This window comes from Paenibacillus odorifer, from assembly GCF_000758725.1.
Taxonomy (GTDB): Bacteria; Bacillota; Bacilli; order Paenibacillales; family Paenibacillaceae; genus Paenibacillus_AQ; species Paenibacillus_AQ odorifer.
In genome coordinates, this window is the sequence record NZ_CP009428.1 from 6,450,646 (window position 1) to 6,475,797 (window position 25,152).

Here is a 25,152-nt window from a genome sequence, read left to right on the forward strand (position 1 = left end):
TTTTATCCACATGTTACTTTACAAGCTACCTAATCATTCCTGAATATTTAATATCTACATCAGCCTTCACTTGGAAATCAAGTTTAGAATAGAGCTCCTTCCACACTTTCATTTCCGTATCGTTATTAAAGTGTCTTGCTCCATAATGCAGCCCCCAACCAAAGGGATCAAGGCCACTTGCTTGAATTTTGGTCAGCAATGCTAAGATATCCTCTTCCAGTTCTTTTCCCCCAGCAACTGCAATTTTCTCCAGCATGCTATGAGTCACCAGATCTGGGCTACTACTCTCTTCGAGAATACCTTTTATCTTAATATGATAACGAATAGTAGCTTTCCCTTGCTCTGGTGTCACGATTTTATAGTGCGAGGATGACCTCTCTGTGTAATATTGAAACATAATTCCCTCGGAATGGGCGGGTAAGTTAGTCCGCAGATTCGGGCGTGACAGCAGATTATATAGCCGGGTCTCATTTGGCGTAAGAACCATTTTGATTTTCTCATTATTCAGCAGAGCAATTTTATCAATTAAAAACTCCTTTTCCCCTTTAGTCTCGATAATCGGCAGGATCGGATCAATCCCCTCCTCAAAAACATTTCTCATCAGCTGATAGGAATACACACTAGAAATAAATGGAGACTCCGTGCCTTGTCCACTCATAGCCAGGATAAGAGAATTCGATGGGATACGCTCTGATTCGGGTCTTACCTTCAGCACTTGAAGTGCTTCCGGACGCCCTATTGCAAAATTAATAATAAGCTGTATATCTCTACGTCGCACGGCCCAATCCATAACATGAAGAATATCTTTACGGGCAACCTCCTCCCCCAAAATAATTGATTTACAATGGGAGTAATCAAGCTCCTTTTCCACTCTGGATTTCATTCTACGGAGGGCTTCCGAAATGCTTGGAGACTCCTCCGTCAAGATCTGCATCTTCTCATCAATCTTGGTAACATCCCCCTGAGGGATGGCAAGCTTTAAGCTAATCTTAAAATTCCCTTCTTCTGCACCTTGGTCAACGCCGATTGCTAACACGAAAATCCGCAAATCAATCTCCTTGAAGTCACAACCAGGAAGAAGAAGGAGTAAGGTAATCCCAATTCCAGCAAGTACTCTTCTCACAGCTTCCCCCTCCTAACTTTGCGATAACAATAAAACAGCAGAGCGATGATGAACATCTCACCAAACCAGCGAATTTGCAGAAACCAGGCACCAAACATATTAAGCTGATATTGATCCAGCCCCATTAAGGACAGAACCATCGCGCTAAACAAGCTTAGAATGCCCCACTCTTTCCAGCGTTCTGCTTTTGGGGAATGTTTTTTTACAGATGAAAGGGCACCTTTAAAAAGCTCTAAACCTCCATGCCAATGAACAATTACACTTACCAGAGACAAACTCAAATAGGCAAAATAAAAAATAAACAGCATCCGTTCAATAATAAAGGATTCCATCCGAATACTGTCGGCCGTCGAGAACCATGTATACACATGTTTATCAATAGCAACGGTTCCAAAATATCCGATGGGAACTAAAAAAGTCAAGAGCAGTACGAAAAGACCCTCCACCCCTAAAATCCAGGCATGCTTCAGCTTTAGCCCATGAAATACCCGATTAAATATGGCCAGGTTTAAGTAACCACTAAACGAAAAGGTAGCCGCCGCAAGGCTCATTAGGTCCGGCTTATGCCAGAAGTATGTAGTGACCTGCAAAACAGAATCCCAATTGAAGTCCGGATTGGTCAACGCTTTTACGAGGCCATAAATAATTAACGGTAAGGATACGCTGAGAATGATTTCAAGCCCATACAAGAGTGATAAAGAATCGAAGCGACAGCAGATGCAGACCAAGACTAAAAAACTGATCACAACCGTATAGGGATTCGAATCCGGACTGATAAACCGCAGCGTGATATCTACAAAGGAAAGCAATGTAACTCCCCCGGCCACACACCATAAGCCAGCAAAAAGGACCAATAAGATTCTGGCTAACTTCTTAGGAAGCAAAGAGTCAAATATTTCCGGAAATCCCTTGCCGGGGAATTTAGCAATCAGTACAGTAAATATATAGACAAACAAAGTGCCCAAGATCGTTCCGATTAGGATGGACATCAAAGCACCACCAAAACGTCTGTCTATTAGTTCCCTTGGAACAAAATTAATGATGTTGATCAGGCTGTTCATCAGAAAAAGACAGTAGAAATAACGGCTTTTGGCCATCAATGCTCTCCACCCTTCTTCTTGCCGAGATTATCGAGAAAAAACAATCTGAAATAAGGTTGTCCGAAGCTGCGCTGTTTGCATAAATACATGGCAAATCCCACGACACAGACCACTACCCCAACCAATCCTAAAAAAGCTGCGGCAATAAGAAAAATATACTTCAGCACACGTATGGACAAGCTCATCATATTCAGCGGAATTAGAAAATTGGATATCGCAACAGCTGAAACCAATATAATCATGATATTCCCTACAAGTCCTGCTGCCGTCGCTGCCTGCCCCAAGATAAGCCCCCCTACAGTTGTAGCCGTTGGACCAATCGCCTTGGGGAGCCGTAAGCTCGCCTCAGTCAGAAACTCCATCATCATGAGCATTAAAAGCACTTCCACAAAAGATGGATAAGGTACTGTTGCACGACTACCCGAAATAAGCAGTGCAATCTGCACCCGAATAATTTCTGGATTATACGAGGTGAGGGTTACATAGAACGCAGGCAGCCAAAGTGTCATGCCTACACCGATAATCCGCAAAAGCTTCAGAAAACGCCCCACGATAGGAAATTGGATTTTATCATCCATGGATGTGAAAAAGTCATTAAAAATAGACGGCAGTACTATCGCATAACCCGTAGTATCAAGCATTATCGCTACTTTTCCTTCAGACAAATTAAACACAACCCTGTCCGGTCTTTCGGTGATAATGGACTTCGGGAGTATTCTTAATTTATCACTGCTTATAAACTTCTCAAGTTCGCCTGTAGCCTGCAAAATATCAACCTTTAACGTCCCCATTTTCTCACGTAATTCCTTTAAAACATTCTTATCCACCCGACTGTCATCGTATAGAATCGCTATCTTTGTTTTGGAGACATCGCCGATGACCATGGTCTCCATTTTGAGATTGGTGGATTGATATCGCCGACGAATCATGTTCATATTCACTGCAATATCCTCAGTTAGTGCATCTGAAGGTCCCTGAGAAATGCTTTCTGCAGATGTTTCATTAACCCCACTAATCTCCGTATTCATAGCATCAAAGAAACAGAACGTATCCTTCAAGCCCAGAAGAATATAACCGCTGAGCAAAAGCTCGATCGCTTTATCTCTCGTAGTCGCCTCTTCACTGCCCGGATACGTCATAATGTAATTTTGGTAAGCGTTGATATTCTCCATCTCATAGAACGGTGTGATTACATTTCGGCTGAGGATCTGCGAATCCGCAACGCTTTTGATATAAAGTAGGTCGACCTGCCCAAAAGAGGTAACGATCGTCTTATCGATTAAATCCGCGAACCCGTTCAGCTGGTCTTTGATCCATTCCAGAGAAATATTGTCCTTATCCTGTTGAACTGACATGGAACATCATCCCTCCTATTTGTCCTTTACGTCCCGGTTCCCCCCTTATTTTGGCACTGTTTCTTTGAATTCATGCACTGCACAATTGAACGGGGAGTTTCTTTTCACAGGACTGTGGTAATAAATGAGATGAGGATTGTACAGATGGAGGGATAATAGATGGACCGAAACCGTAAGATAACGCAAAGTCTTCCACAATTTCCGGAATCATTATGGAGAGATACCACGGATTTACCGACTTTTCCAAAGCTGGCTGAAGATATTTCTACAGATGTGGCAGTGGTAGGCGGTGGAATTACAGGCATTACAACAGCCTATCTCCTCAGCAAAGCAGGCTACAAAGTCACGCTCTTGGAAGCAGGGGAAATTCTAAGTGGCACTACGGGTTTTACCAGTGCAAAAATCTCAGCACAGCACGGGCTAATCTATCATCATTTGATAAAACATTTTGGGCAGGAACAAGCCCGGCTCTATTATCGTTCGAACAGCGAGGCTATGAATTGGATCCAGAATACGGCTGAGGAACTTGAAGTATCCTGCGGCATGAAACATGAGGCAGCTTTTCTGTACTCGGATGCTGAAGATCATAAGACGCTTAAACAACTGGAGGAAGAGTATAAAGCCTATGAACAATTGGGTCTGCCCGGAGAGTGGCTAGATAACGTCTCTATCCCTCTGATGGCCAGTGGTGCCATTAAATTACCAGGACAAGCCCGCTTTCACCCGCTGCAATATCTGAAGGGCCTGCTGAAGGTCATTCAGGATAAAGGTGGCGTAATCTATGAGCATACGATGATGGCAGATAAGGTGGAGAAGAACGATAAGCTTACGCTTTTTACTGAAAAGGACGAGTATCGGATCACCTGCCGCTACGCCGTTTCAGCTTCTCATTTCCCCTTCTACGATGGAGGAGCATTATATTTCTCGCGGCTGCATGCTGAACGTTCCTACTGTCTGGCGATCCAGCCTGAAACGGATTTTGAGGGTGGAATGTATCTAAGCGCAAGCGAACCCACCCGTTCTCTGCGTGCAGTAGAGTGGGAAGGCAGGAATCTGGTCATTGTCGGGGGAGACAATCATAAGACAGGCCAAGGCATCTGTACGATAGGACATTATGAGAATTTGGAGCTATTCGCAGGAAATCTGCTCGGCATCAAAACAATCCCTTACCGCTGGGCAGCACAGGATTTAATCACCCTAGACAGAGTGCCCTACATCGGCAAGATTTCGGACAACGAAGAGATTTATATCGCTACAGGTTTTGGAAAATGGGGCATGACAAGCGGTACGCTGGCTGCACAGATCATCTCGGATCAGATTCAGCGCAAAGATAATCCGTATACCGAATTGTACGATCCGTCCCGCTTCAAAGCTGGCACCAGCCTAAAAAACTTCATCGTGCAAAATGCCAATGTGGCAAAAGAGCTCGTGGCGGGCAAAGTGGAAATCGTCCATAAAAAGACAACTGATTTAGAAGCTGACGAAGGGGCCGTTGTGTTCCATGATGGCAAACGTGTGGGAGCTTATAAGGATCCAGAAGGTAAACTTCATCTGGTGGATAGAACCTGTACCCATATGGGCTGTGAATGCGAATGGAACAACGGGGATCGTTCCTGGGATTGCCCTTGCCACGGCTCCCGTTTCTCCTACGATGGCGAAGTTTTAGAGGGCCCTGCTTCGGTACCGCTGACGAAACTCCATGAATAATACTTTTCATGAAAAGGCAGTTCGGATTCATGAAAAATTGCAGTCCCTTTTCTAAGGGGCGATTGTAATTGCCCTATAGCATTCAGGTATAATAAGACTTGAATGAAGCAGCTGCTTCAAAAAAGTTTGAAGGAGAGTGACGATAGAGATGGATTTGAGAGGAAAGAGTGTTGTAATTACTGGTGCAGGCAAAGGGATCGGAAAAGCCTTGGCTATGGCACTGGCTAAGGAAGGTGCTAATTTAGGCCTGATCTCCAGAACTTCAGGTGATCTCGAAGCGCTAAAATCAGCCTTAACGGAAGTATATGACGTTAAAGTCAGCATTGCCGTGGCCGATATCGCCGTACGCGAAGAAGCTGAACGTGCTGTTGCTTCCCTGCAAAATGAGCTGGGAGCATTTGATGCATTAATCAACAATGCCGGGATCGCAAAATTCGGCACTTTAGTAGAAATGGACCCTGCAGACTGGGAGCGCCACATCCAAGTTAATCTCTACGGCACTTATTACGTAACCCGTGCTGCGCTGCCTGCGATGATTGAGAAAAATGGCGGAAATATCATCAATATTTCATCCACAGCCGGAGAACGCGGCTTCGCGACAGGTTCTGCTTACTGCGCATCCAAGTTCGCTCTCATGGGCATGACCGAAGCCCTCGCACAAGAAGTGCGCAAACACAATATCCGCGTCGTAGCCTTGACTCCAAGCACCGTGAACACTGGCCTAGCTTCCAATGCTGGACTTAAAATCGGTGACGAAGACCGCATGATGCAACCTGAAGATGTTGCTGAATTGGCACTGACAGCTTTGAAGCTGCCGGATCGCGTCTTCCTAAAAACAGCAGGACTATGGACCACCAATCCGCAATAAAATTGCACTGGACGCGTAGGGAGCCGGATGATCTGGGGTGATTGCACTTTGTGCAATAGAATCGCTCTAGACGAGGGCGAAGCCTTGGGTGATTGCACTAGTGCAATAGAATCCCACTAGTCGAGGGTGAAACCTTGGGTGATTGCACTTTGTGCGGGATAACGCCTCAGGCTTGCTCTGCTCCGTTATCTAATTGCACTTTGTACAATAGAATCGCTCTAGACGAGGATGAGGCCTTGGGTGATTGCACTTTGTGCAATCAGTTTAGTGGCTCCCCTCCTTTTTAGGCGATTTGGGCTTGATTCTATTGTACAGAATGCAACAGACTGCCTTATTCAGATAACATTCAGGCTATTCTGTTGCACATTCTGCAATGCAACTTCATTTGGGGGCTTTATTAGGGAACTGGGACTGGAATTAGGTGCTAGCTGTAATGGTGGTTTTGAGTAAAAACTTTGGAGTTGGGTTGGCACTTTGGCTTAGAGTAACATTACGGTTAAGGTGGCACTTTACTTGCGGTAGTTGCTTTAACGTGCAGTAGTTACTTTAACTTGCTATAGCCACTTTACTTGCAGTAGACACTTTGATTTTTCGCAGGTACCTGAGTTTGCACAATACTTAACGTTTAAATAGATAATAGTTGCACTTTGTACATCTATTCAGCGCAATTAGAGGAGAAATCATACTTTAGTTGCACTCTATACAGTTAAAAGAAGGCTATTCTCGTCGATTCACCAGATTCGCACAAATTAGTTGCAGAGAATACACTTATTCGATCGTTTGTGGTGTGACGGATAATTTAAGTGTACAAAGTGCAATTAAGCGCCCGCATTCTTGTGTCTTGTGGGATGGTCTTTTATTTTTGTTAGTTGAAAACACGATGTTACCTTGAAATCTTGGCTAATTTCCAAGGTTCTCATGTTATATTATTTCGATTCACAATGTCCTGAGAATATACTAACTTTCTGATCGGAGGTTTATCTATCATGCTGGTAGTAACTAATACTATTAAAGTAAAAGAAGGTCATGGCGAAGCTATTGCTCAACGTTTCGGAGGAAATAATGGTGTACAGGATATGCCTGGGTTTGTACGTATGGAGGTATGGCGCGGAAATGCCAAAGAAGGTATCGAGGAATTAAAAATCTGCACCGTATGGGAGAATGAGGATGCGTTCAAAGGCTGGACCTCCAGCGATTCCTTCCGTCAGTCGCACCGTGGTGCTGGTGGTAATGACGCAATCCTGGGTGCTTCCATCGATAAATATGAGCTAATGATCAGCCGCACGCCTGGTAACTAAGTATTAGGACTAACCAATCGGAGTAGTCGCTAGATTGGACCAGCAGTGTGTACGGGATTGTTGCCCGATAAGTACAGTAACTAATTAACTATTACTGCTAGGTGGGCTAATTATCTTTACCTCTTGGTTAACCAATGCAGCGGGGTAAGTATCTATTACCTCTTGGTTAACCGATGCGGCGCGCTAGTTAACTCTTACCGCCGGGCTAGCCGATGCAACGAGCTAATTGGCTTTTACCACTGGGTTAACCGTTACAGCCAGCTAATTGACTTTTACCACTAGATTAACTGATGTAGCAGACGAATTGGCTTTACCTCTTGGCTAACCAATGCAGCGGGCTAATTAACACAGTTATCGCTTCTAAATGCTAATTGCTACAGTAAAAACTTAGAGTAATTATCGTCCAGCAGACTTATTGATTAGCCTATTAGATACAGGTCAGTTAGTTGGTACAAGCAGCACTATTATCCAGCGATGTCCTGGACCTAAGACTAAACAAACAGGGATGTCCGGAGCCAATATGGCTCTGGGACATCCCTGTTTGTTGTTTATAAACTCATTATTTACTTACATCTGGCTGAGGAGTCTCCACCTCTTGATGTTTACCCGGCCAGAACGACCAACGACCAAAGAGCGTCGTAATAGCTGGTACAAGGAACGGACGCACCACGAAGGTATCCAACAGAACACCAAGAGCGGTGATGATACCGAACTGCACAAGCACCTGAATCGGCAAGCTTGCCAATACAGCAAATGTACCTGCCAGAATGAGGCCCGCAGAGGTAATTACCGAGCTGGTCTCATTCACACCTTCCGCGATAGCCTGCTTAAGCGGCATGGTTTTACGCTTTTTCCAGATATTCGAGATCATGAAGATGTTGTAGTCTTCTCCAAGTGCCACCAAGAAAACAAAGGAATACAGTGGGATCGCTCCCTGAATGGCATCAGCTCCCATCACATAGTGAATGATAATCCAGCCTAAGCCAAGCGCTGAGAAGAAGGAGAGAATAACGGTGCCGACCAGATAGATGGTGGCCACTATTGAACGCAGATATATCAACAACAGTAAGGTGATCATTCCGATGACCACGGGGATAATCAGATCGGTATCCCGATCTCCAATCTCTTTAGTGTCGTGCTGTGTTGCCGTCTGTCCGCTTACCCACACATGATCCGCAGGGTTCGCAACGTCTACATCGATTAATGCCTGCTCTGCGGTATCAAGAAGGGTAGGAATATGCCCCATCGCTTCTAGTGAATAAGGATTGCTTTTAAATTCAATATCAAAACCAACAATATCTTTGTTTACTGCCCCCTGCTGCGGATCGGAAACCGTGTCCACATAGGTAAGTCCGCCAAGAATGACCTTTAGATCCTCTCCACTCGCTTTTCCTTGGGTATCAATAATCAGCTTCGCTGGAGCCAATTCTCCGGGGGAGAACTGTTTGCCAATAAGGTCGAACCCTTCGCGGGACTCCATATTTTTAGGAAAAGAGGATAGGATATCATAGGTAAATTTGATGCCACTGGAGAATGAAGCCAGAATCCCCAGGCCGATAACGGTCACACCTACGATAGCCCAAGGCCGGGTTACTACCAAGCCGCCAATGCCCTTTTTACGGGAAACCTTGGGTTCAGGAACAGGTTTGCCTTTAGCCTTAGCCCGTTCTACCTCCATTTGCGGTGTGCGCGGAATGAATGGGAAGAACGAGGTCCGTCCGAAGATCGCCAGCAGTGCTGGTACGAGGGTTAGACTGGCAATTCCCATGATGAAGATCGACACGCTAAATGGAATGGCAAAACGATGATAAGCTCCATACTTAGCCAGCAATAATGCGAACAGCGCGAGCACGACGGTGAAGCCGCTCATAGCAATTGCACCTGAAGATTCGGTAATGGAGCGAAGAAGGGCACGACTCTTGCTCTCCTCTACCTTCAACAACTGCCGGAACCGTGAAATCAGGAACAGACAATAGTCCGTACCAGCTCCGAATAACAAAACGGTCATAATCGAGATCGCCTGTGAATCCACTGTGATCCAGCCTTCTTGCGCCATTTTTCCAAGAATCGGGCTAGTTACGCCATAAGCGAACCCAACCGCAATAAGCGGAATAAACGCCAATATCGGCGAACGATAGATCACCAATAAGAACACCAGAACAAGCATAACCGTAGCAATTAACAAGGAAACGTCTGCGTTTTTGAACAGCCCTGTAGCATCTATGGAGATGCCCACTGGACCTGTAACACGTAAACTCAGGTCTTTTCCATCTACCTTAGCAGCAGAGGGGTCTCCGCCCGTCTCCGTGTTTATGATCTTCTTCATTTCTGTCACAGCTTCGCCGAGCTGATCACTATCTGCCGTTTTATCAAAAAGCACTGGGGTTACCAGCGTACTAAGATCCTCAGATAACGAGGCTTGTAATGCTTGTGGCGGCAGTTGTCCTAATGGTGGAACAAAATTCTGATGGGGCAATGGTTGCTGCTCCAACTTCTTGTACACAGCAGTGATATGTACTAAATCATCTTGTGAAAGCCCACCTTCTCTATGCCATACGAGCAGCGCCGGCACTCCACTTCCACTAGGGAATTCTTGTTCTGCAATAGCTGCTGCCTGTACCGATTGTGAATCATCTGGGAGGTTAGGCGCATTATTAGCAACCTGAGAATTCACTGCAGGCCATAACAGGGTAAGTGCACCTACAAGCACTATCCATACGAGAAGAGTAATCCACTTCGTCTTTTTTCCTGCCACCCATTTTCCGTAGCCTGACATTCCCTTCATCCTCTCCTTTACCTTGCAGCCTTAAAAATGAGCCGCGGGTCATTTTTTATTCTATCATATATATGCTTTAATTTTTAATCAAACTTTTTTTATTTTTCAGAAAAATTAAAGCACCTCATCACATATAAAATACCCCTCTCTTCACATAAAAAATCAGCATCATGTGAAAAGAGGGGTTTATGATTAACTATACTTTTTTCTTCACTTCAATTTAGCCTACGTCCAAATCCCCTTCAGAGAACTGACTGTTATAGAGATCCGCATAGAATCCGCCTTGTGCCAGCAGTTCTTCGTGGTTGCCTTTCTCGATTACACTACCTTGGTTCATGACAAGAATGAGATCCGCATCACGAATCGTCGAGAGACGGTGGGCAATAACGAAGCTTGTTCTGTTTTGCATCAGCGCATTCATCGCTTTTTGAATCAGCAATTCAGTCCGTGTGTCGACACTGCTCGTTGCTTCATCAAGAATGAGGATCGATGGATCAGCAAGAATAGCGCGAGCAATAGTAATCAACTGCTTCTGTCCTTGTGAAATATTAGAAGCTTCTTCATTTAACACCGTATTGTAGCCAAGCGGAAGTGTGCGGATAAAGTGATCAGCATGCGCAGCCTTGGCCGCCCGCACCACATCAGCTTCTGATGCACCTTCATGACCGTAAGCAATGTTATCACGAATCGTACCGTTGAAGAGCCAGGTATCCTGAAGCACCATACCAAATTTACTGCGTAGGTCACTCCGTTTCATATCGGTAATGTTGACGCCATCAATGATAATTTCCCCGTCGTTAAGCTCGTAGAAGCGCATCAACAGGTTAATCAAAGTGGTTTTACCAGCACCAGTAGGACCGACAATAGCTATAGTCTGACCTGGACTAACCTCAATATTCATGTCCTCAATCAGAATAGCATCCTCTTTATATCCGAATTTCACATGACGGAACTCAACGGAGCCTTCCGGAGCACCTTCATCAAGCTTCACAAGTGTAGTATTAACTTCTTTGACTTCCTCTTCTTCATCCAGAAGTTCAAATACACGTTCTGCGGAAGCAATGGTGGATTGAATAATGTTAGCAATATTAGCCGTTTGTGCAATCGGCTGGGTGAACTGACGTGAATATTGAATGAAGGCTTGGATATCCCCGACATCAATCATTTTTTTAGTAACAAAAATACCACCCACAACACAGATAAGCACATAACCCAAGTTACCGATAAACATCATAAGCGGCATAATCATACCCGACATAAATTGGGAGCGCCAGCCAGAATCATATAGCTTATCGTTTATTTCATCAAAATCTTTAAGCGACTGCGGTTCGCGGCCGAAAGCTTTAATAATCCGGTGCCCTGTATACATTTCCTCTACATGACCATTCAACTGACCAAGCGATTTCTGCTGTCTCACAAAATAAGTCTGCGAACGTTTGGAGATCGCCATAATCACAATAAAGCTGAGTGGCAACGTAGTAATCGTGATTAAAGTCAGCCATGGGCTGATGGTAAGCATCATCACAATAACACCAATAATAGTGACGATTGAGGTAATCAGCTGCGTTAAACTTTGCTGCAACGTGGTACTGATGTTATCCACGTCATTCGTAGCACGGCTGAGAATTTCCCCGTGTGTACGGGAGTCAAAATACTTTAAAGGTAAACGCTCCAGCTTGCTGTTGATCTGCTCACGCATGTCATAAACTACCTTCTGCGCTACTCCAGCCATTACATATTGCTGAATGTAACTAAACAAAGCACTAAGCAGATACAATCCCGCGAGCAGGATCAGAATATCATTAATATATCCAAAATCAATGGAGGCACCCTCTACACCCATCAATTTGCCGTAAGCACCTTCGAACAGTTTGGTTGTAGCTTTACCCATAACCTTCGGACTGAAGATACTGAACACCGTACTGGCAATCGCCATAATTAGTACAATAATCAATTGAACCATACGTGGGCGTAAATATTTGATCAAGCGACGAAGTGTACCTTTAAAATCTTTAGCCTTTTCTGCCGGCATCCTCATTCCAGGACCGCCACCCGGTCCACCCGGACCTTTATGGCCGCGGGGAGCTGCAGGCTTATGTTCTCTGTTTTGTTCGCTCATGCTATTTCCTCCTCTGACAGCTGCGAGGATACGATCTCGCGGTACACATCACTGCTCTCGAGCAGTTCACGGTGAGTGCCCATTCCAGCAATTTCACCCTCATCAATTACAATAATCCGGTCCGCATCCATAACGGTGCTAACCCGCTGAGCTACGATCAATACGGTGGATTCCGTAGTTTCAGCTTTGAGAGCCGCGCGAAGTTTGGCATCTGTCTTGAAATCAAGAGCTGAGAAGCTATCGTCGAACAGATACACCTCAGGTTTTCTCACAAGCGCCCGAGCAATGGACAACCGCTGTTTCTGACCACCAGAGACGTTATTCCCGCCTTGGGCAATTTCCGAGTCAAACCCATCCTTCATCGCGGATACGAAATCGTAGGCTTGAGCCACCTTGGATGCATGAATGATTTCTTCATCCGTAGCATCCTCTTTACCGTAGCGGATGTTCTCATTAATCGTACCCGAGAACAATACTGCTTTTTGAGGGATGTAACCGATTTTGCTCCGCAGCTCTTCCTGTGTCATCTCACGCACATCCACTCCGTCTACGCGTACAGCACCTTCATTAACATCATAGAACCTTGGAATCAGGCTAAGCAGCGTAGATTTACCCGATCCGGTACCCCCGATAATTGCGGTAACTTCACCCGGACGAGCACTAAAGCTAATTTTCGAAAGTGCAGGCTGTTCTGCCCCTGGATAGGAAAAAGATACATTCTCAAACTCAACAAAACCACGTAAAGAATCGCGTCCGTCTTTTTTAGTAGCTTGAGCTGTTGTATGCAGTTCACTCTCAGTAGGATCTGTAAATTCAGGCTGCATATCCAGTACCTCATTGATACGCACGGCTGAAGCTGAAGCACGCGGAATTAACACGAACATCATCGATACCATAATCAGAGAGAACATAATTTGCATCGCATATTGGATAAATGCCATCAGGGACCCAACTTGCAGATCGCCGTCACCAATTCGAATTCCACCAAAATAAAGAATAGCAATCATAGAAAAGTTCATTACAATCATCATCAGCGGCATCAGGCCGGCCATGATTTTGTTGACCTTGATAGCTGTATCCGTAAGATCACGGTTAGCTTCGGTGAAACGTCTATTCTCATGATCAATCCGGTTAAAAGAACGAATAACACGAATACCTGTCAGATGCTCACGCAGCACCAGGTTTAATTTATCAAGCTTAATCTGAATGGCTTTAAACAGTGGCAGACCCTTCATCCCAATAAAGAAGATCGCCCCAACAAGTACAGGAATAACGACTACAAAAATCAATGATAATTTAGCATCTTCAGATACTGCCATGATGATACCACCAATCATCATCATCGGTGCCCCGATCATCATGCGCAACATCATAGTAAGTACGGTTTGAACTTGTGTAATATCATTTGTTGTACGTGTAATCAAAGATGCTGTACCTAACTTATCGAATTCATGCAGAGTGAAATTCTCTACATGATTAAAGACTCGAGCACGCGTGATTTTACCAAACCCAGCCGCCACTTTTGCCGATAAGTAACTGGCAATTACCGAACATAAAGCACCGCCACCTGCAACCATGAGCATGAAACTACCTATTTTCCAAATATAAGCGCGATCTCCTTGAACGATCCCTTTGTCGACGATGTCAGACATCAGAGTAGGAAGGTATAAATCACCCATGGACTGCAAAAATACAAGGATTAATACAGCACCAATAGCTACCCTAAAAGGCTTCAGTTGTTTAAATAATTTAATCAAGCTTCTCATCTCCGTTCATTTGTAGCCTATCCCAATCAGGTGGTGGATTATCCTCAACGTATTCATGTACCTTAAGCAATAGCTCAGTGAGCTGTTTAGTGTCTTTTTCGCCTAAGTGTTGTACAAGCTTATCAAGCATCACATCACGATAATGTTCCGCTTTTCGTGTGAGTTCTTTTCCACGTTCCGTCAATTTTACGCGTACAACTCTTCGGTCCGAAGGATCCGCGTGTCTTTCCACCATCTGTTTCGCTTCAAGACTGTTAATCAGCTGCGTGATGGTAGGAGGAGTGAATCCAAGTAGTCGGCTGATTTCAGACACCTTAAGACCCTCTTCATCAGAATGATTCCATTTTTCAATGCATATCATTAAAGTCATCTCACTTGGCTTGTGGCCCTCAACGCCCTTTTGCCATTGAGCTTTATGCAGGCGTTTCATCGCCGCAAAAAGCCCGTGTGCGACTGAATTTTCAGTATTTTCTGTATTTCCTCCGTTTATCCCAATTTCCTTCACCTCTATTTTAGTTAGGTCAACTAATTATTAAACACTATATTATTTAGGCTACCTAATTATATTTTCGCCGGATTGCTTTGTCAAATTATGAATACGCTATCAATTATTACGAAAAAGAAAACTCCCCAGCACGAGTGCAAGGGAGTAGTTATCGGTTTATGTATCTGTATATAAAATATTGCCAAGGATAACCTTTAGAATCCTGCTCCGTGCTCATAAGTTGTGATTGGTCCATTACTTCCGGAACCAACTGGGCCGATAATGATGAAGCTAAACAATGCTAAAATGCCTGCCATCATCAATAGTGATTTTTTCATCTTTTCTCACCTCCCTTATCAGCTTTCTGTATTTCTCCTGTTGATTTAGAGTTGCATAGTCCCTATTGGTCTCAAATAAGGTCACGCACTTAATGAAGTCTATTCCATTATTAGTCTTAATAGATAACTCTAAAGACTGTATGATATAGTCCACACCCGTAATATATTGTCCATTGTTTATTAGATACATGGCTATTTGATAGTACAACCGATATAATCGGTCAATATTAATGGGATCTTCAAACTGTTCAAATCGTAACATTTCCCGTGCAAAACGTTTAAGCACATCATCTACAGAAAATCTGTAATGATTAGCCGATTCCATAATAATAATGAGTCCTGGCAATATTTCTCCGGGGTGCTCAGCCAAAAAAGCTACATAGTCCGGTACAACCTTTACGTTCCCCTCCAGCATTTCCAGTGTGAAACTGTTCCCAACTGCAAATAATCGGAATTGTTCTACAGCTTGCTGGCCTACTTCATCCAACATCTCAAACCAGCCTAAGTCTGCATAACCAGCGGTATATTTCTTCGCAGCTTCATATTGACCTTGCTTCGTCAACGAAATTGCTTTAAGTAAATATCCGTGCCCATAATAAACAACGAGCGGACGTTCCGTACAGAGTTCTTCTCTTCGTTTGTCTCCGCTCCTCCGCAGTTCTTGGCGGTAAACTGCATTGGCTAAAGCTCTCAACTCATCAGCATAGATCTCCATTTCTTCCCATCTGCGAAGAGCGAAACATAGCTGTGTCAGCATCAATAAACCATCTAATTGCAAATTTTCCGGAAGGCGTCCCCTAAAAGGACTAAAGCTAATGACTGCGCGTAGCTTCTCCTCCATATCAAGTGTTTGCAAAAATTTAAAATTACGATAATGACTGATCGCGAGACGTTCACTATAACTATCCGACTCGTTCTCTACTACAATCTTGTAAAAAAACATGGATTCCTGAACTTTGCCTTTATTGAATAATTTATCAGCAACAGAATAAATGATATCCAGCGGCTTGGTAGACTCTAATAACCTGCTTAAAGTGTCCTCAATACAAGGCTGTTTGCCCAATTCAGCACAACGAATCAAAAAAGGCTCCACTCTACGGCGTGAGACCTTCTCATCATTGAAGCATTCATCAACATATAGAGGATATAACCAACCTTCTGGAAAACCAAAGGCTTTTATAATTGCATCTACTTGTCCCAAGGACATAGGCTTCGGCGGATTTCCATGCAGAATTGCACTGAGGCTGCCTCGATTCAGGCCACAAATTTTTGAAAATGAGGCGAGATTATGGCCGGAGCGGGACAAATTTTTCTCAATTTCTGAGCGTATAGTTGTTAACTTTCCCTCCACTCGGCACCCCCAAAGTTTGACTTGAAAAGATTCTATTAATTGACATTATAGGTGAAAGTTATGGATTGTACAACAAATAGATTGTACGACAAATAGAGGAGCCTAATACGCTCCTCTAGATCAGTAACATCTTCATAGTATTATAATTCTATGTTGTTGGTAGTTTAGCTAACAGTGATGGCGCTTTTGGAACTTCTACTATAGGATGTAATGCCGGCTTTCCGGTTGCGCAAATTTTCCATCATCTTATTTTGTGCCAGCAAAATATAGCTGTCTAATCGCTCACTAAGCTCTAAAACAGCACGGTCACTAAGACTCCGTTGCTCTGCAACCTCCAGCAATTCACATCTAAGACTCTCTATAGTTACAAGTAGCTCATCTTCTTTATAATCTTTTCTATGATTATTCTTGGAGGAATTTGGATTTTGTGTCACATCTCTCTCCTTCTCTCTATCAACATCTTCTCCTATCATAAGTCATGATACCAAAAAACATATTTTCAAAAAAAAGAAAAATTGTAGAGCTTCTAACAAAAACGGAATTACTATTTATTCAGAGTCCTCCGCATGCTGGTCAGGGAGCTCATTGGGATACTGTTCTCGCAAAAGTCCCTTTGCAAAAGAAATCCATTCGCGTGCCGCAAAAGATAAATAACGGTCTCTACGCCACGCCATAGCAAGCTGCCACGGAATTACCGGATCCGTCAAAGGCACAACAACTAACCGTGATCGATCCATATCCCGGCATATGGTCTCTGGCAGCAATGCGATTCCCATACCGGCAGCCACCATGCGGCTAATTAAGTCCCATTGGGAGCTCTCATAGATTACCTTAGGCTGAAATCCCGCCTTCACACATTCCGTAATAATCCGATCATGCAGCGTAAAATCCTCCCGGAACAGCACAAACTCCTCTTCGGCCAGTTCACTTAACGGAACAAAGTCTGCACCGGCCAGCCGATGTCCTACAGGTAAAATAAGATTCAGCTTCTCTTCAACAAAAGTGAAACAATGAAGTTTGGCTGTATTTACAGGCAGCACAACCATTCCGATGTCCAGCAAGCCCGTTTCTACATCTTCTTCCACTTTTTTCGCGCCATCCTCATGCAGACGAATAGTAACCTGCGGATAACGTTTATGAAATTGACCAATCACCGAAGGAAAAAAGCTCGCCCCTACCATTGGAGGCAGACCGATGCGGATGTGGCCCTGCTCCAAATTTCGTAAGCTATCCAGCTCAGAAGACAAGCTGGCGAACGACTCCACGATATTTTGCGCTTTGGTGAACAGAATTTCCCCCGCATCTGTAAGCCGGACACTTTTCCCTTCACGATAAAACAAATCCGCCTCCAGCTCGATCTCCATATTCCGGATCATTTTACTGATCGTTGGCTGAGAAATATATAAGGATTCGGCAGCCCGAGTAAAGCTTTTCATTCGTGCTGCTTGGACGAAATATTCTAATTGTCGGATATCCATCTTCCAACCTCCGATACATAGACAAAAGGAATGTCATTTATTCAATCTATTCATTTTACCTATGAAAACAATTGATGTAAACTTTCATTATCATGAAAGGAGCGAAGCCTTATGAAAAAGATTGTTATAGGCTTGCTGCAGGTAGCGGGACTTACCCTATTCTCATTACTAATCAATGCTGTAACCCCATTATTGCATATCCCTATTCCCGGAAGCATACTCGGAATGATTATATTGTTTCTTTTGCTTGAGTTTGGTGTCATTCATCTGAATTGGGTTGAAGTTGGTGCTTCTTGGCTACTGGCTGAGCTCTTGCTGTTCTTTATTCCCTCTGCTATTGGCGTAATGAAATACGCGAATATTCTGGAAACTGATGGTTTACGAATCCTCGCGGTGGTCATTTTGGGTACGATTGTTGTAATGGCCAGTTCCGGATTACTTACCAGTAGAATTTACAAAGCAAAGGAGCGGAAAGGATCATGTTAAACGCTCTGTTATTCTTCGGTCTTACGGTTGCTGTGTATCTACTGGCGAAACGCATTTATGCTTCTAGTGGCAAAGTGTACACCTCTCCATTGATCATTACACCAGTGCTTATGATTATCTTCTTACTCATCACAGGCATTACTTATGATTCTTACAATGCGGGAGGCAAATGGCTGACGGATTTGCTGCAACCGGCAACTATGGCCTTTGCAATCCCTTTGCATAAAAACTTCAAGGTGCTCAAAAAGCACGCCGCCGAAATTGCGGCAGGCGTGCTGTCAGGGACGATAACAGCGGTGATCTCTTCTATTCTGCTCGCCAAATGGCTGCATGTCAGCGGCGATCTGGCAGCCAGTCTGGTTCCACGTTCGGTGACTACGCCGATCGCTATGAGCATCTCGCAAAGTATCGGCGGTGTACCGAGTATTACTGCAGTCTTCGTCATCATTACCGGGATACTCGGTACAATGATGGGCCCTACAGTGCTCCGCATCTTCCGCATTGACAATGAAATCGCGCGTGGTGTATCGCTGGGAACCGCTGCGCATGGTACAGGAACATCCAAGGCCTTCGAGCTTAGTTCACTGACCGGAACCATCTCCAGTATTGCGATGATTCTGTCCGCGCTGTTATCCATAGGTGTGGCGCCAGCTTTACTCGCGGTATTCCTCCACTAGGCTAACCCAGCTTGAGCCAAGGACATGTCTCTTTAGCACATCTAAGGCGGCATGTTCTTTTTTTAAGAGATCTAAACCTAGAATTTAACCGGAAGTCCACTTTGTGCTGAATCGTAAGCCGCGCAGGTTACTTTAAGCGTCTTGAATCCATCCTCATAGTCACTGAGAATACGTGAACGATCACCTGTCCGTACAGCATGCAGAAAAGCTTCACTTTCCACTAAATATGGATTTCCTGTGTTTTCAAATTCGGTGCTATTGCCACTTCGCACTTCCAAGAGACGATCCGGGTTCCAATCCAGCAATCCCCGATCATTATAGAAACTAAGTCCTACACTTCCCACCGGATCAGGCAGTACACATGTATTTGAAATATTAGCTATGATTCCATTCTCAAGCTTCAGAGATACGGTACCTACATCGGCTACGCTCACACCTTCATGCTGCTCATGCATAATTCGGTTTCCGAACATGCCGTATACTTCTTTTACCTCTCCTGCCAGATAACGCACTAAATCGACGATATGAGTAGTCTGCTCGGTGAACTGTCCTCCGGATTGCTCCTGATCACGCCACCAAGCTACGCCCGGCATGCCGCCCATCCACTGGCCCATAACCATACCGATCTTATCACCACGTAGTGTTTCCTTGAGCCGTCTGACATTCTCTTGATAACGGAAATGGTAACCTACCGAGGTCAATAAATTATGTTCTTTAATATCTTGCAGCAAGCTCGCAGGAATTTCAGTAGTCATACTAAGCGGCTTCTCTATAAAAAAAGGAATATCCCTCTTGATTAATGAACGTTCAATCGCACCATGAGATTGTGGAGGCACACAGATATAAACAGCATCAAGCGTCTCTGCATCCAACATCTCTGTAATATCACCATATCCAGCAGCTCCGTATGGACGTGCCATATCTTCGCCTTTGGCTTTACTGCTTCCACAGACTGCCTGCAACTGGACATCATCCATCCCTGCAAGCAAATCAGCATGTACCTTAGAGAACCAACCCGTACCCACAATACCCACTTTTAATGTCATATTATTTCCCCCTGCCGATTGATTATGAATACCCTTTCGTAGATTATAACCTCTTACGAGCGGATAAGATAATCTCTCCATTCTTCGGGGAGCAAATGCATATATGGACTCTGCAAAAAACGGTCATCAGCCAACACGATAATGCCCGTATCCGTCTCGCTGCGAATCAACCGGCCTCCGGCTTGCAGTACCTTGCACATTCCCGGATAGACATAGGCATAATCAAAGCCATTTTTTCCTCTGGCATTAAAATATTGACGCAGCAGATTGCGTTCAAGACCAAGCTGTGGCAGGCCAACGCCAACAACCATAACCCCATTGAGGCGATCCCCTGGCAGATCCACACCTTCTGAAAAAATTCCTCCAAGTACAGCAAATCCCAATAACGTCTCGTCATTGTCTGGACTAAATGCAGCTAAAAAACTTTCTCTAGCTTGCTCACTCATGCCCGTATCCTGCATCAATGTCCGGATTTCAGGGTAATTCTCCGTAAAGGCCTGATATACGTTTTGTAAATAGAGGTACGAAGGAAAAAACACCAGATAATTGCCCTTCTTGGAGACCATTTGGCTTAGTGCTTTAGTCAACGGAACTAGGGAAGCTTCCCGGTCATGATAACGTGTGGAGACAGGTAAGACGGTTACTTCCCACTGCTCCTTCTGAAAAGGAGAAGAAACAGTTAAACTGTAATCTTCCTCCACCGCACCAATCATATCCCGGTAGTAAGATAATGGAGAAAGTGTAGCTGAGAACAGGATCTGACTGCGAAAGCTCTTGGACATCTGCCGAAGCAGATGCGAGGGATCCAAATTGAATAACTTGAGATAGACATCCCCTCTACGAACCTCAGCATAGGTAATGTAGCGTTCATCATAGGTCTTAAAGGTGCGGAGCATTCCCTGAACTGCAAAATATGTATCCAAGAGGACATTTTCCCCTTCATCTTCTCCATTCAGAGAGACAATGCTGGAGCTGGGGTGAATAAGTTCCTGTTCCGCCTCCAAAGAAAATATCTCAAGCAAAGCTGGCAGCTCCTCCGGGAACGAGTCCCACTGCCCTTGCCCCTCTTCATTGCAAATTTTGCGAAGGGAGATGAAAAAAGCATTCACCGATTTAGCGGCTTTACTCAAACTCCGGTTCATTTCTTTATATTGGCGCTGGATCTCCAGGAAAGGGGCTTTCAGCAAAGAGGCGGAGAACATTTCCCGTCCCCGGTCTACCAGATTGTGTGCTTCATCTACTAGAAGTACCGTTTCTCTCTTTCTTTCCTCTGTTAGCCGTTTCAGACTGATGCGAGGATCATATATATAATTGTAATCGCAGATCACAGCATCACAGGCATAGGCCGCATCCAATGAGAACTCAAATGGGCACACTTTGTGTTTGTGAGCATACAGTGCAATGGTGTCTCTGCTCATGAGCGTCTCGTGCTCTAACAGATCCATCAACGCCTCGTTGATCCGGTCATAATAACCATCCGTATAAGGACAGGAATCCTTACCGCAAACCCCCTCTTCGCGAAAACAGGCCTTCTCTTTAGCGGTAATAGTGATGACATGCAGCTGAAGTCCCTGCGTTAGCAACAGCGAGATGGCTTCCTGCGCGGCAAAACGGGTAACCGTCTTTGCCGTTAAATAGAACAATCCCTTAGCTTGTCCTTCGCCCATCGCTTTAAGGACAGGAAACAACGTCGACATTGTTTTCCCAATACCTGTGGGTGCTTGAGCGAACAGACTGACCTTTTCCACGACGGACTTATATACGGCTCCTGCAAAATGACGTTGTCCCTTTCGATAAGAGGAGAACGGAAAGCTCAACTCCCGAAGACTCTGCTCCTTCTTAGCCTCATGATGAACCATCATCTCGGCGTACGGAGCATATCTAGCTACTGTGTCATTCACAAATGAAATCAGCTCTTCAAAAAACAACGTTCGGTACAAGCTTTTTTTCTCATCAGTGGCCCGGTGGACATAGGTAAGCTTAACCTGAATAGAAGAAAGCTCTTGCTCCAGAGCTATCATATATGCGTACATCAGCGCCTGTGCCCAGTGAACCTCATGTCCCTCGTCCAGTAAATCCAGCAGTCCGGAGGTTGACTTGATTTCTTCGACCGTAAAGCTCCCATCCTCCGAGACAAGCAATCCATCACAACGCCCATCTACAACATAAAGCAGGTTTCCATAAGGAATTTCCGTTTTCAAATAAACCTCTTTGCGGTCACCTTCCTTATATTGCTTTTGGATTTTCTGATGAATTCTTGTGCCTTCGACCATAGCGCCCGTTCCATGAAAGCCAGGCTCAATGCTTCCGCTGCGAAAAACATATTCAACGAGAGTTCTAACTGATAAAGCTACTGTAGAGCTCATCCAGCATCACCTCCTTTTATTATCCATATATCCTTTTTGTTCCCAATTGCCATTTTAGTCCTGAATTCGCTGTATAACCCTGCATGAGAGCAGGAGCGTCAGCTTCAACCCTTTGTGTGCAACTTTACGCGCTCCACTAAGCTTATACTTAGGTTCTCGATTTTTGACATTCTATAGCTAGCCCTGCATAATAAATTTTATTACTATGGAATTATTTTGTCTGGGGCGCTGTTTCTTCCTAGCCGGGAAATAGCGTTTTATCATGTAGAAAGAAGGCGAAGCTGTGTCATCCTTTAACTTTAAACAGTGGATCGTTAAACCTTTTGTGTTTTTCACAATAATTTTTATTCTAAAAGCTTTCTTGGCATGGGGCGTAATCTTTGACGATATATTGCCCTGGAAATCATTATTAACTGAAATCCCCTTTGCTTGGGCGCTCTTCTGTATCATTGAACGTTTTGGTTCCAAGCGCAAGCTCGGATATTACATGACCGTAAATTTATTAGTGACAGCCATTTTCTTCGCAGCCATTATGTATTTTAAATATTATGGTGTTATTGTGACTTACCATGCAGCGGAGCAGGTGAATCAAGTCACCGCCGTCAGCAACAGCGTATTCTCACTAATGGATCCATACTACCTGCTGATTTTTACAGACATCATTATTCTCGGAGTTTATTTCTTCTTTAATAAAAAAGGCCGGGTCTATAAGAAAGAGAATATCAACCGCCGCCGTGGCGGAAAACTTAAGTACAGCGTTCTGTTTGCAGTCTCACTTGCTTTATGCCTGTTCAACATCTTGCCTAATAAGGCCAGCATGAACGAAATTAAGAAAGCCCAGGAAATGGGAATTCTTAATTATGAAGCCTATACGATCTTCGCTAAAGAAGAGCCTGAGCTAGTCAATTCAAGTGACATTACACAAGATGCCATCAATAAATTGAAGGGGATTAATACTACGGCTAGTTCTCCACTTCAAGGCATCGCGAAAGATAAGAACCTTATTATTATTCAAATGGAATCTTTCCAGAATTTTTTGCTAGGACTTAAATTAGACGGTCAAGAAATTACACCGAACCTGAACAAGGTGATGAAGGACAGTCTTTACTTCCCTAATTTTTATCAAATGGTTGGTCAAGGGAATACGTCGGATGCAGAGTTCGTAGTTAATACTTCCTTCTACATCCCTCCACGTGGAGCGGCAACGATGTCCTATGTAGATAAGGTACTGCCGAGTCTGCCACGTGTGCTTAAAGAAAATGGTTATCAGACTGCAACCTTCCACACCAATGTCGTAGAATTCTGGAACCGCGGCGAGCTGTATGACTCCCTGGGCTTCGATCATTATTATGATCGCAAATTTTTTGGTGAAGATGATGTCTTTTTCTTTGGCGCTTCTGATGATACGCTCTACAGTAAGACAGCCGACAAACTAAAAGAAATGGACCAACAGGAGCAGCCTTTTTACGCTCAAGTCATTTCAATGTCAGCGCATCACCCTTTTACTATTCCGGAAGAAAAATACCGTATGGAGCTGCCAGAGCGTTATGAAGGTACTTTTGTTGGTGACTATATCCGTTCCCAGAACTATGCGGATGATGCTTTTGGACATTTTGTAGAAGAGCTTAAAGCGAAAGGTGTCTGGGACAATAGTGTAATCATGATTTATGGAGATCATATGGGATTGCCGATTTATTCCCTCGATCATGATGATAAAGAATTGATGACTGAAATCTATGGTCATGAATACAGTTATGCGGATATGATGAACATCCCTCTGCTTATTCATGCAGGTGATGGCGTAGCGCCGCAGACCATTGATGAAGTAGGCGGAGAAGTGGATATCATGCCAACCGCTGCAAGTCTGCTTGGGATTTCATTAGAGAATAACGTATATTTTGGTCAAGATCTACTCAGTCAGACTTATAATTTGCTGCCAGAACGATATTATTTACCTTCTGGTTCATTCATTGCCAGCTCAGGATTGCTTATTCCTGGTAACAGCTTTGAAGACAACACTCAGTACTCTATTTATAACGATGGAACAACACCAAGTGCCACTGAGGACGAATATAACCGTGCCTTGAGGCTTTTACAGCTTTCCCACAGCTATATCACTCAGTTGCCCGACAAACAACCTAAACAATAAATTACAGGGCGTAGGCAACCAACGAACAAAAACAGCAGAGCAGCGATTCCCCAATAATGGAGAACCGCTGCTCTGCTGTTTTTTATAAAGATATCCATTCCGAAGCTTAGCTGACTAACGCTCCTGATCCTCGATCATACGGTAATACTCTGCAAAGTTGCGTAGTTCTTCGGGCTTCAGTATGGACAAATGCTCCGCCAGCAGTTCTTTGGACCGGAAATGTCCTTCTTCCAGCACCTGCTGACCCTTCTCGGTGATCGTTACTACAACCGCTCTCCGATCCTTCCCATCCGGCTCACGCTTGATATAACCCAGCACCTCCAAACGGTCCAGCATCACCGTCACTGCACTGGATTTGACCTCCATACTTTCTGCCAGCTGTACCACCCGCGACTTCTTTTCTTTCGCTATCATATTTAACAGACCCATCTGAGGCACCGTAAGTCCGAGTTCTTTGTGCAAAGACATTTGAGACATAATCTTACGCTGTACTCTCCACATGGATAGTCCCAGACGATCAATTAACGGATCTATTTGATGTGGCATATTTGTTCAACCCCAATCCGTTTTTAATAACTCAAGCGTACCACTAGAACTGGTAATGATTCAATGGTTTTGTCTACTAAACCATTGAAAGCATGCTGGAAAGCGCAAACTTCCACGAA

General features: G+C 44.3%; 19 protein-coding genes. 6 read left to right on the plus strand and 13 right to left on the minus strand.

What is annotated here, in order from left to right; all coding sequences use genetic code 11:
• Window positions 1-25: 25 nt before the first annotated feature.
• Genes PODO_RS28200 through PODO_RS28210 form a run of 3 tightly spaced genes read right to left on the minus strand, consistent with a single transcriptional unit; the run spans window position 26 to window position 3,578 of the window.
• Entirely contained in the window at window positions 26-1,123 is a 1,098-nt protein-coding gene (locus tag PODO_RS28200) for a Ger(x)C family spore germination protein (protein ID WP_038573684.1), read from the minus strand.
• The gene (locus PODO_RS28205) at window positions 1,120-2,220 is read right to left on the minus strand and encodes a GerAB/ArcD/ProY family transporter (RefSeq protein WP_038573685.1); all 1,101 of its coding nucleotides are present in this window, start codon (window positions 2,218-2,220) and stop codon (window positions 1,120-1,122) included. Before PODO_RS28205 ends, PODO_RS28200 begins: the two co-directional genes overlap by 4 nt.
• Window positions 2,220-3,578, minus strand: a complete 1,359-nt coding sequence (locus PODO_RS28210; protein WP_052097379.1) for a spore germination protein — start codon at window positions 3,576-3,578, stop codon at window positions 2,220-2,222. The genes PODO_RS28205 and PODO_RS28210 overlap by 1 nt, the downstream gene beginning before the upstream one ends.
• A gap of 159 nt (window positions 3,579-3,737) precedes the next feature.
• On the opposite strand from PODO_RS28210, the gene PODO_RS28215 reads away from it, so the two are divergent.
• The 3 genes from PODO_RS28215 to PODO_RS28225 all read left to right on the plus strand — a co-directional run bounded on the left by PODO_RS28215 (window position 3,738) and on the right by PODO_RS28225 (window position 7,451).
• Window positions 3,738-5,285, plus strand: coding sequence for an FAD-dependent oxidoreductase (locus PODO_RS28215; RefSeq protein ID WP_038573688.1), 1,548 nt, complete (start codon window positions 3,738-3,740; stop codon window positions 5,283-5,285).
• Between the two features lie 148 nt (window positions 5,286-5,433).
• On the plus strand, window positions 5,434-6,153 hold the full coding sequence (locus PODO_RS28220; RefSeq protein WP_036681981.1) for a 3-ketoacyl-ACP reductase: 720 nt from the start codon (window positions 5,434-5,436) through the stop codon (window positions 6,151-6,153).
• A 986-nt stretch (window positions 6,154-7,139) separates the two neighbouring features.
• Window positions 7,140-7,451: an antibiotic biosynthesis monooxygenase gene (locus PODO_RS28225; protein WP_038573690.1), complete on the plus strand. Its 312-nt coding sequence runs from the start codon at window positions 7,140-7,142 to the stop codon at window positions 7,449-7,451.
• Between the two features lie 559 nt (window positions 7,452-8,010).
• On the opposite strand, the gene PODO_RS28230 is transcribed toward PODO_RS28225, so the two are convergent.
• The 7 genes from PODO_RS28230 to cidR form a co-directional block, all read right to left on the minus strand.
• Window positions 8,011-10,236, minus strand: coding sequence for an MMPL family transporter (locus PODO_RS28230; protein WP_038573692.1), 2,226 nt, complete (start codon window positions 10,234-10,236; stop codon window positions 8,011-8,013).
• 211 nt (window positions 10,237-10,447) lie between these two features.
• Window positions 10,448-12,346: an ABC transporter ATP-binding protein gene (locus PODO_RS28235; RefSeq protein WP_036681989.1), complete on the minus strand. Its 1,899-nt coding sequence runs from the start codon at window positions 12,344-12,346 to the stop codon at window positions 10,448-10,450.
• Window positions 12,343-14,103 carry an ABC transporter ATP-binding protein gene (locus tag PODO_RS28240; RefSeq protein WP_036681991.1) on the minus strand — a complete coding sequence of 587 codons (1,761 nt, stop codon included), beginning with the start codon at window positions 14,101-14,103 and terminating at the stop codon, window positions 12,343-12,345. Before PODO_RS28240 ends, PODO_RS28235 begins: the two co-directional genes overlap by 4 nt.
• Window positions 14,096-14,473: a MarR family winged helix-turn-helix transcriptional regulator gene (locus PODO_RS28245; RefSeq protein ID WP_162164270.1), complete on the minus strand. Its 378-nt coding sequence runs from the start codon at window positions 14,471-14,473 to the stop codon at window positions 14,096-14,098. Before PODO_RS28245 ends, PODO_RS28240 begins: the two co-directional genes overlap by 8 nt.
• A 414-nt stretch (window positions 14,474-14,887) precedes the next feature.
• A complete protein-coding gene (locus tag PODO_RS28250; protein ID WP_036681998.1) occupies window positions 14,888-16,285 on the minus strand; it encodes a hypothetical protein in 1,398 nt (465 codons plus the stop codon).
• Between the two features lie 164 nt (window positions 16,286-16,449).
• Window positions 16,450-16,758: an aspartyl-phosphate phosphatase Spo0E family protein gene (locus tag PODO_RS28255; protein WP_080742653.1), complete on the minus strand. Its 309-nt coding sequence runs from the start codon at window positions 16,756-16,758 to the stop codon at window positions 16,450-16,452.
• 75 nt (window positions 16,759-16,833) lie between these two features.
• Window positions 16,834-17,763 (minus strand): cidABC operon transcriptional activator CidR, encoded by a 930-nt coding sequence (gene cidR / locus PODO_RS28260; RefSeq protein ID WP_036682015.1) that lies wholly within the window; start codon window positions 17,761-17,763, stop codon window positions 16,834-16,836.
• 111 nt (window positions 17,764-17,874) lie between these two features.
• Between cidR and PODO_RS28265 the strand changes: the two genes are divergently transcribed.
• Window positions 17,875-18,249 carry a CidA/LrgA family protein gene (locus PODO_RS28265; protein WP_036682017.1) on the plus strand — a complete coding sequence of 125 codons (375 nt, stop codon included), beginning with the start codon at window positions 17,875-17,877 and terminating at the stop codon, window positions 18,247-18,249.
• A complete protein-coding gene (locus tag PODO_RS28270; protein ID WP_036682019.1) occupies window positions 18,243-18,926 on the plus strand; it encodes a CidB/LrgB family autolysis modulator in 684 nt (227 codons plus the stop codon). The genes PODO_RS28265 and PODO_RS28270 overlap by 7 nt, the downstream gene beginning before the upstream one ends.
• Window positions 18,927-19,003: 77 nt before the next feature.
• On the opposite strand, the gene PODO_RS28275 is transcribed toward PODO_RS28270, so the two are convergent.
• Together PODO_RS28275 and PODO_RS28280 are read right to left on the minus strand one after the other, a co-directional pair.
• The gene (locus PODO_RS28275; RefSeq protein WP_038573694.1) at window positions 19,004-19,972 is read right to left on the minus strand and encodes a Gfo/Idh/MocA family protein; all 969 of its coding nucleotides are present in this window, start codon (window positions 19,970-19,972) and stop codon (window positions 19,004-19,006) included.
• A 53-nt stretch (window positions 19,973-20,025) separates the two neighbouring features.
• Window positions 20,026-22,338, minus strand: coding sequence for a helicase C-terminal domain-containing protein (locus tag PODO_RS28280; RefSeq protein WP_038573698.1), 2,313 nt, complete (start codon window positions 22,336-22,338; stop codon window positions 20,026-20,028).
• A gap of 283 nt (window positions 22,339-22,621) precedes the next feature.
• Here PODO_RS28280 and PODO_RS28285 point away from each other — a divergent pair, with 283 nt between their 5' ends.
• Window positions 22,622-24,487 carry an LTA synthase family protein gene (locus tag PODO_RS28285; RefSeq protein WP_038573700.1) on the plus strand — a complete coding sequence of 622 codons (1,866 nt, stop codon included), beginning with the start codon at window positions 22,622-22,624 and terminating at the stop codon, window positions 24,485-24,487.
• 114 nt (window positions 24,488-24,601) lie between these two features.
• Here PODO_RS28285 and PODO_RS28290 read toward each other — a convergent pair whose 3' ends face one another.
• Window positions 24,602-25,033: a MarR family winged helix-turn-helix transcriptional regulator gene (locus tag PODO_RS28290; protein WP_051491215.1), complete on the minus strand. Its 432-nt coding sequence runs from the start codon at window positions 25,031-25,033 to the stop codon at window positions 24,602-24,604.
• Window positions 25,034-25,152 lie beyond the last annotated feature (119 nt).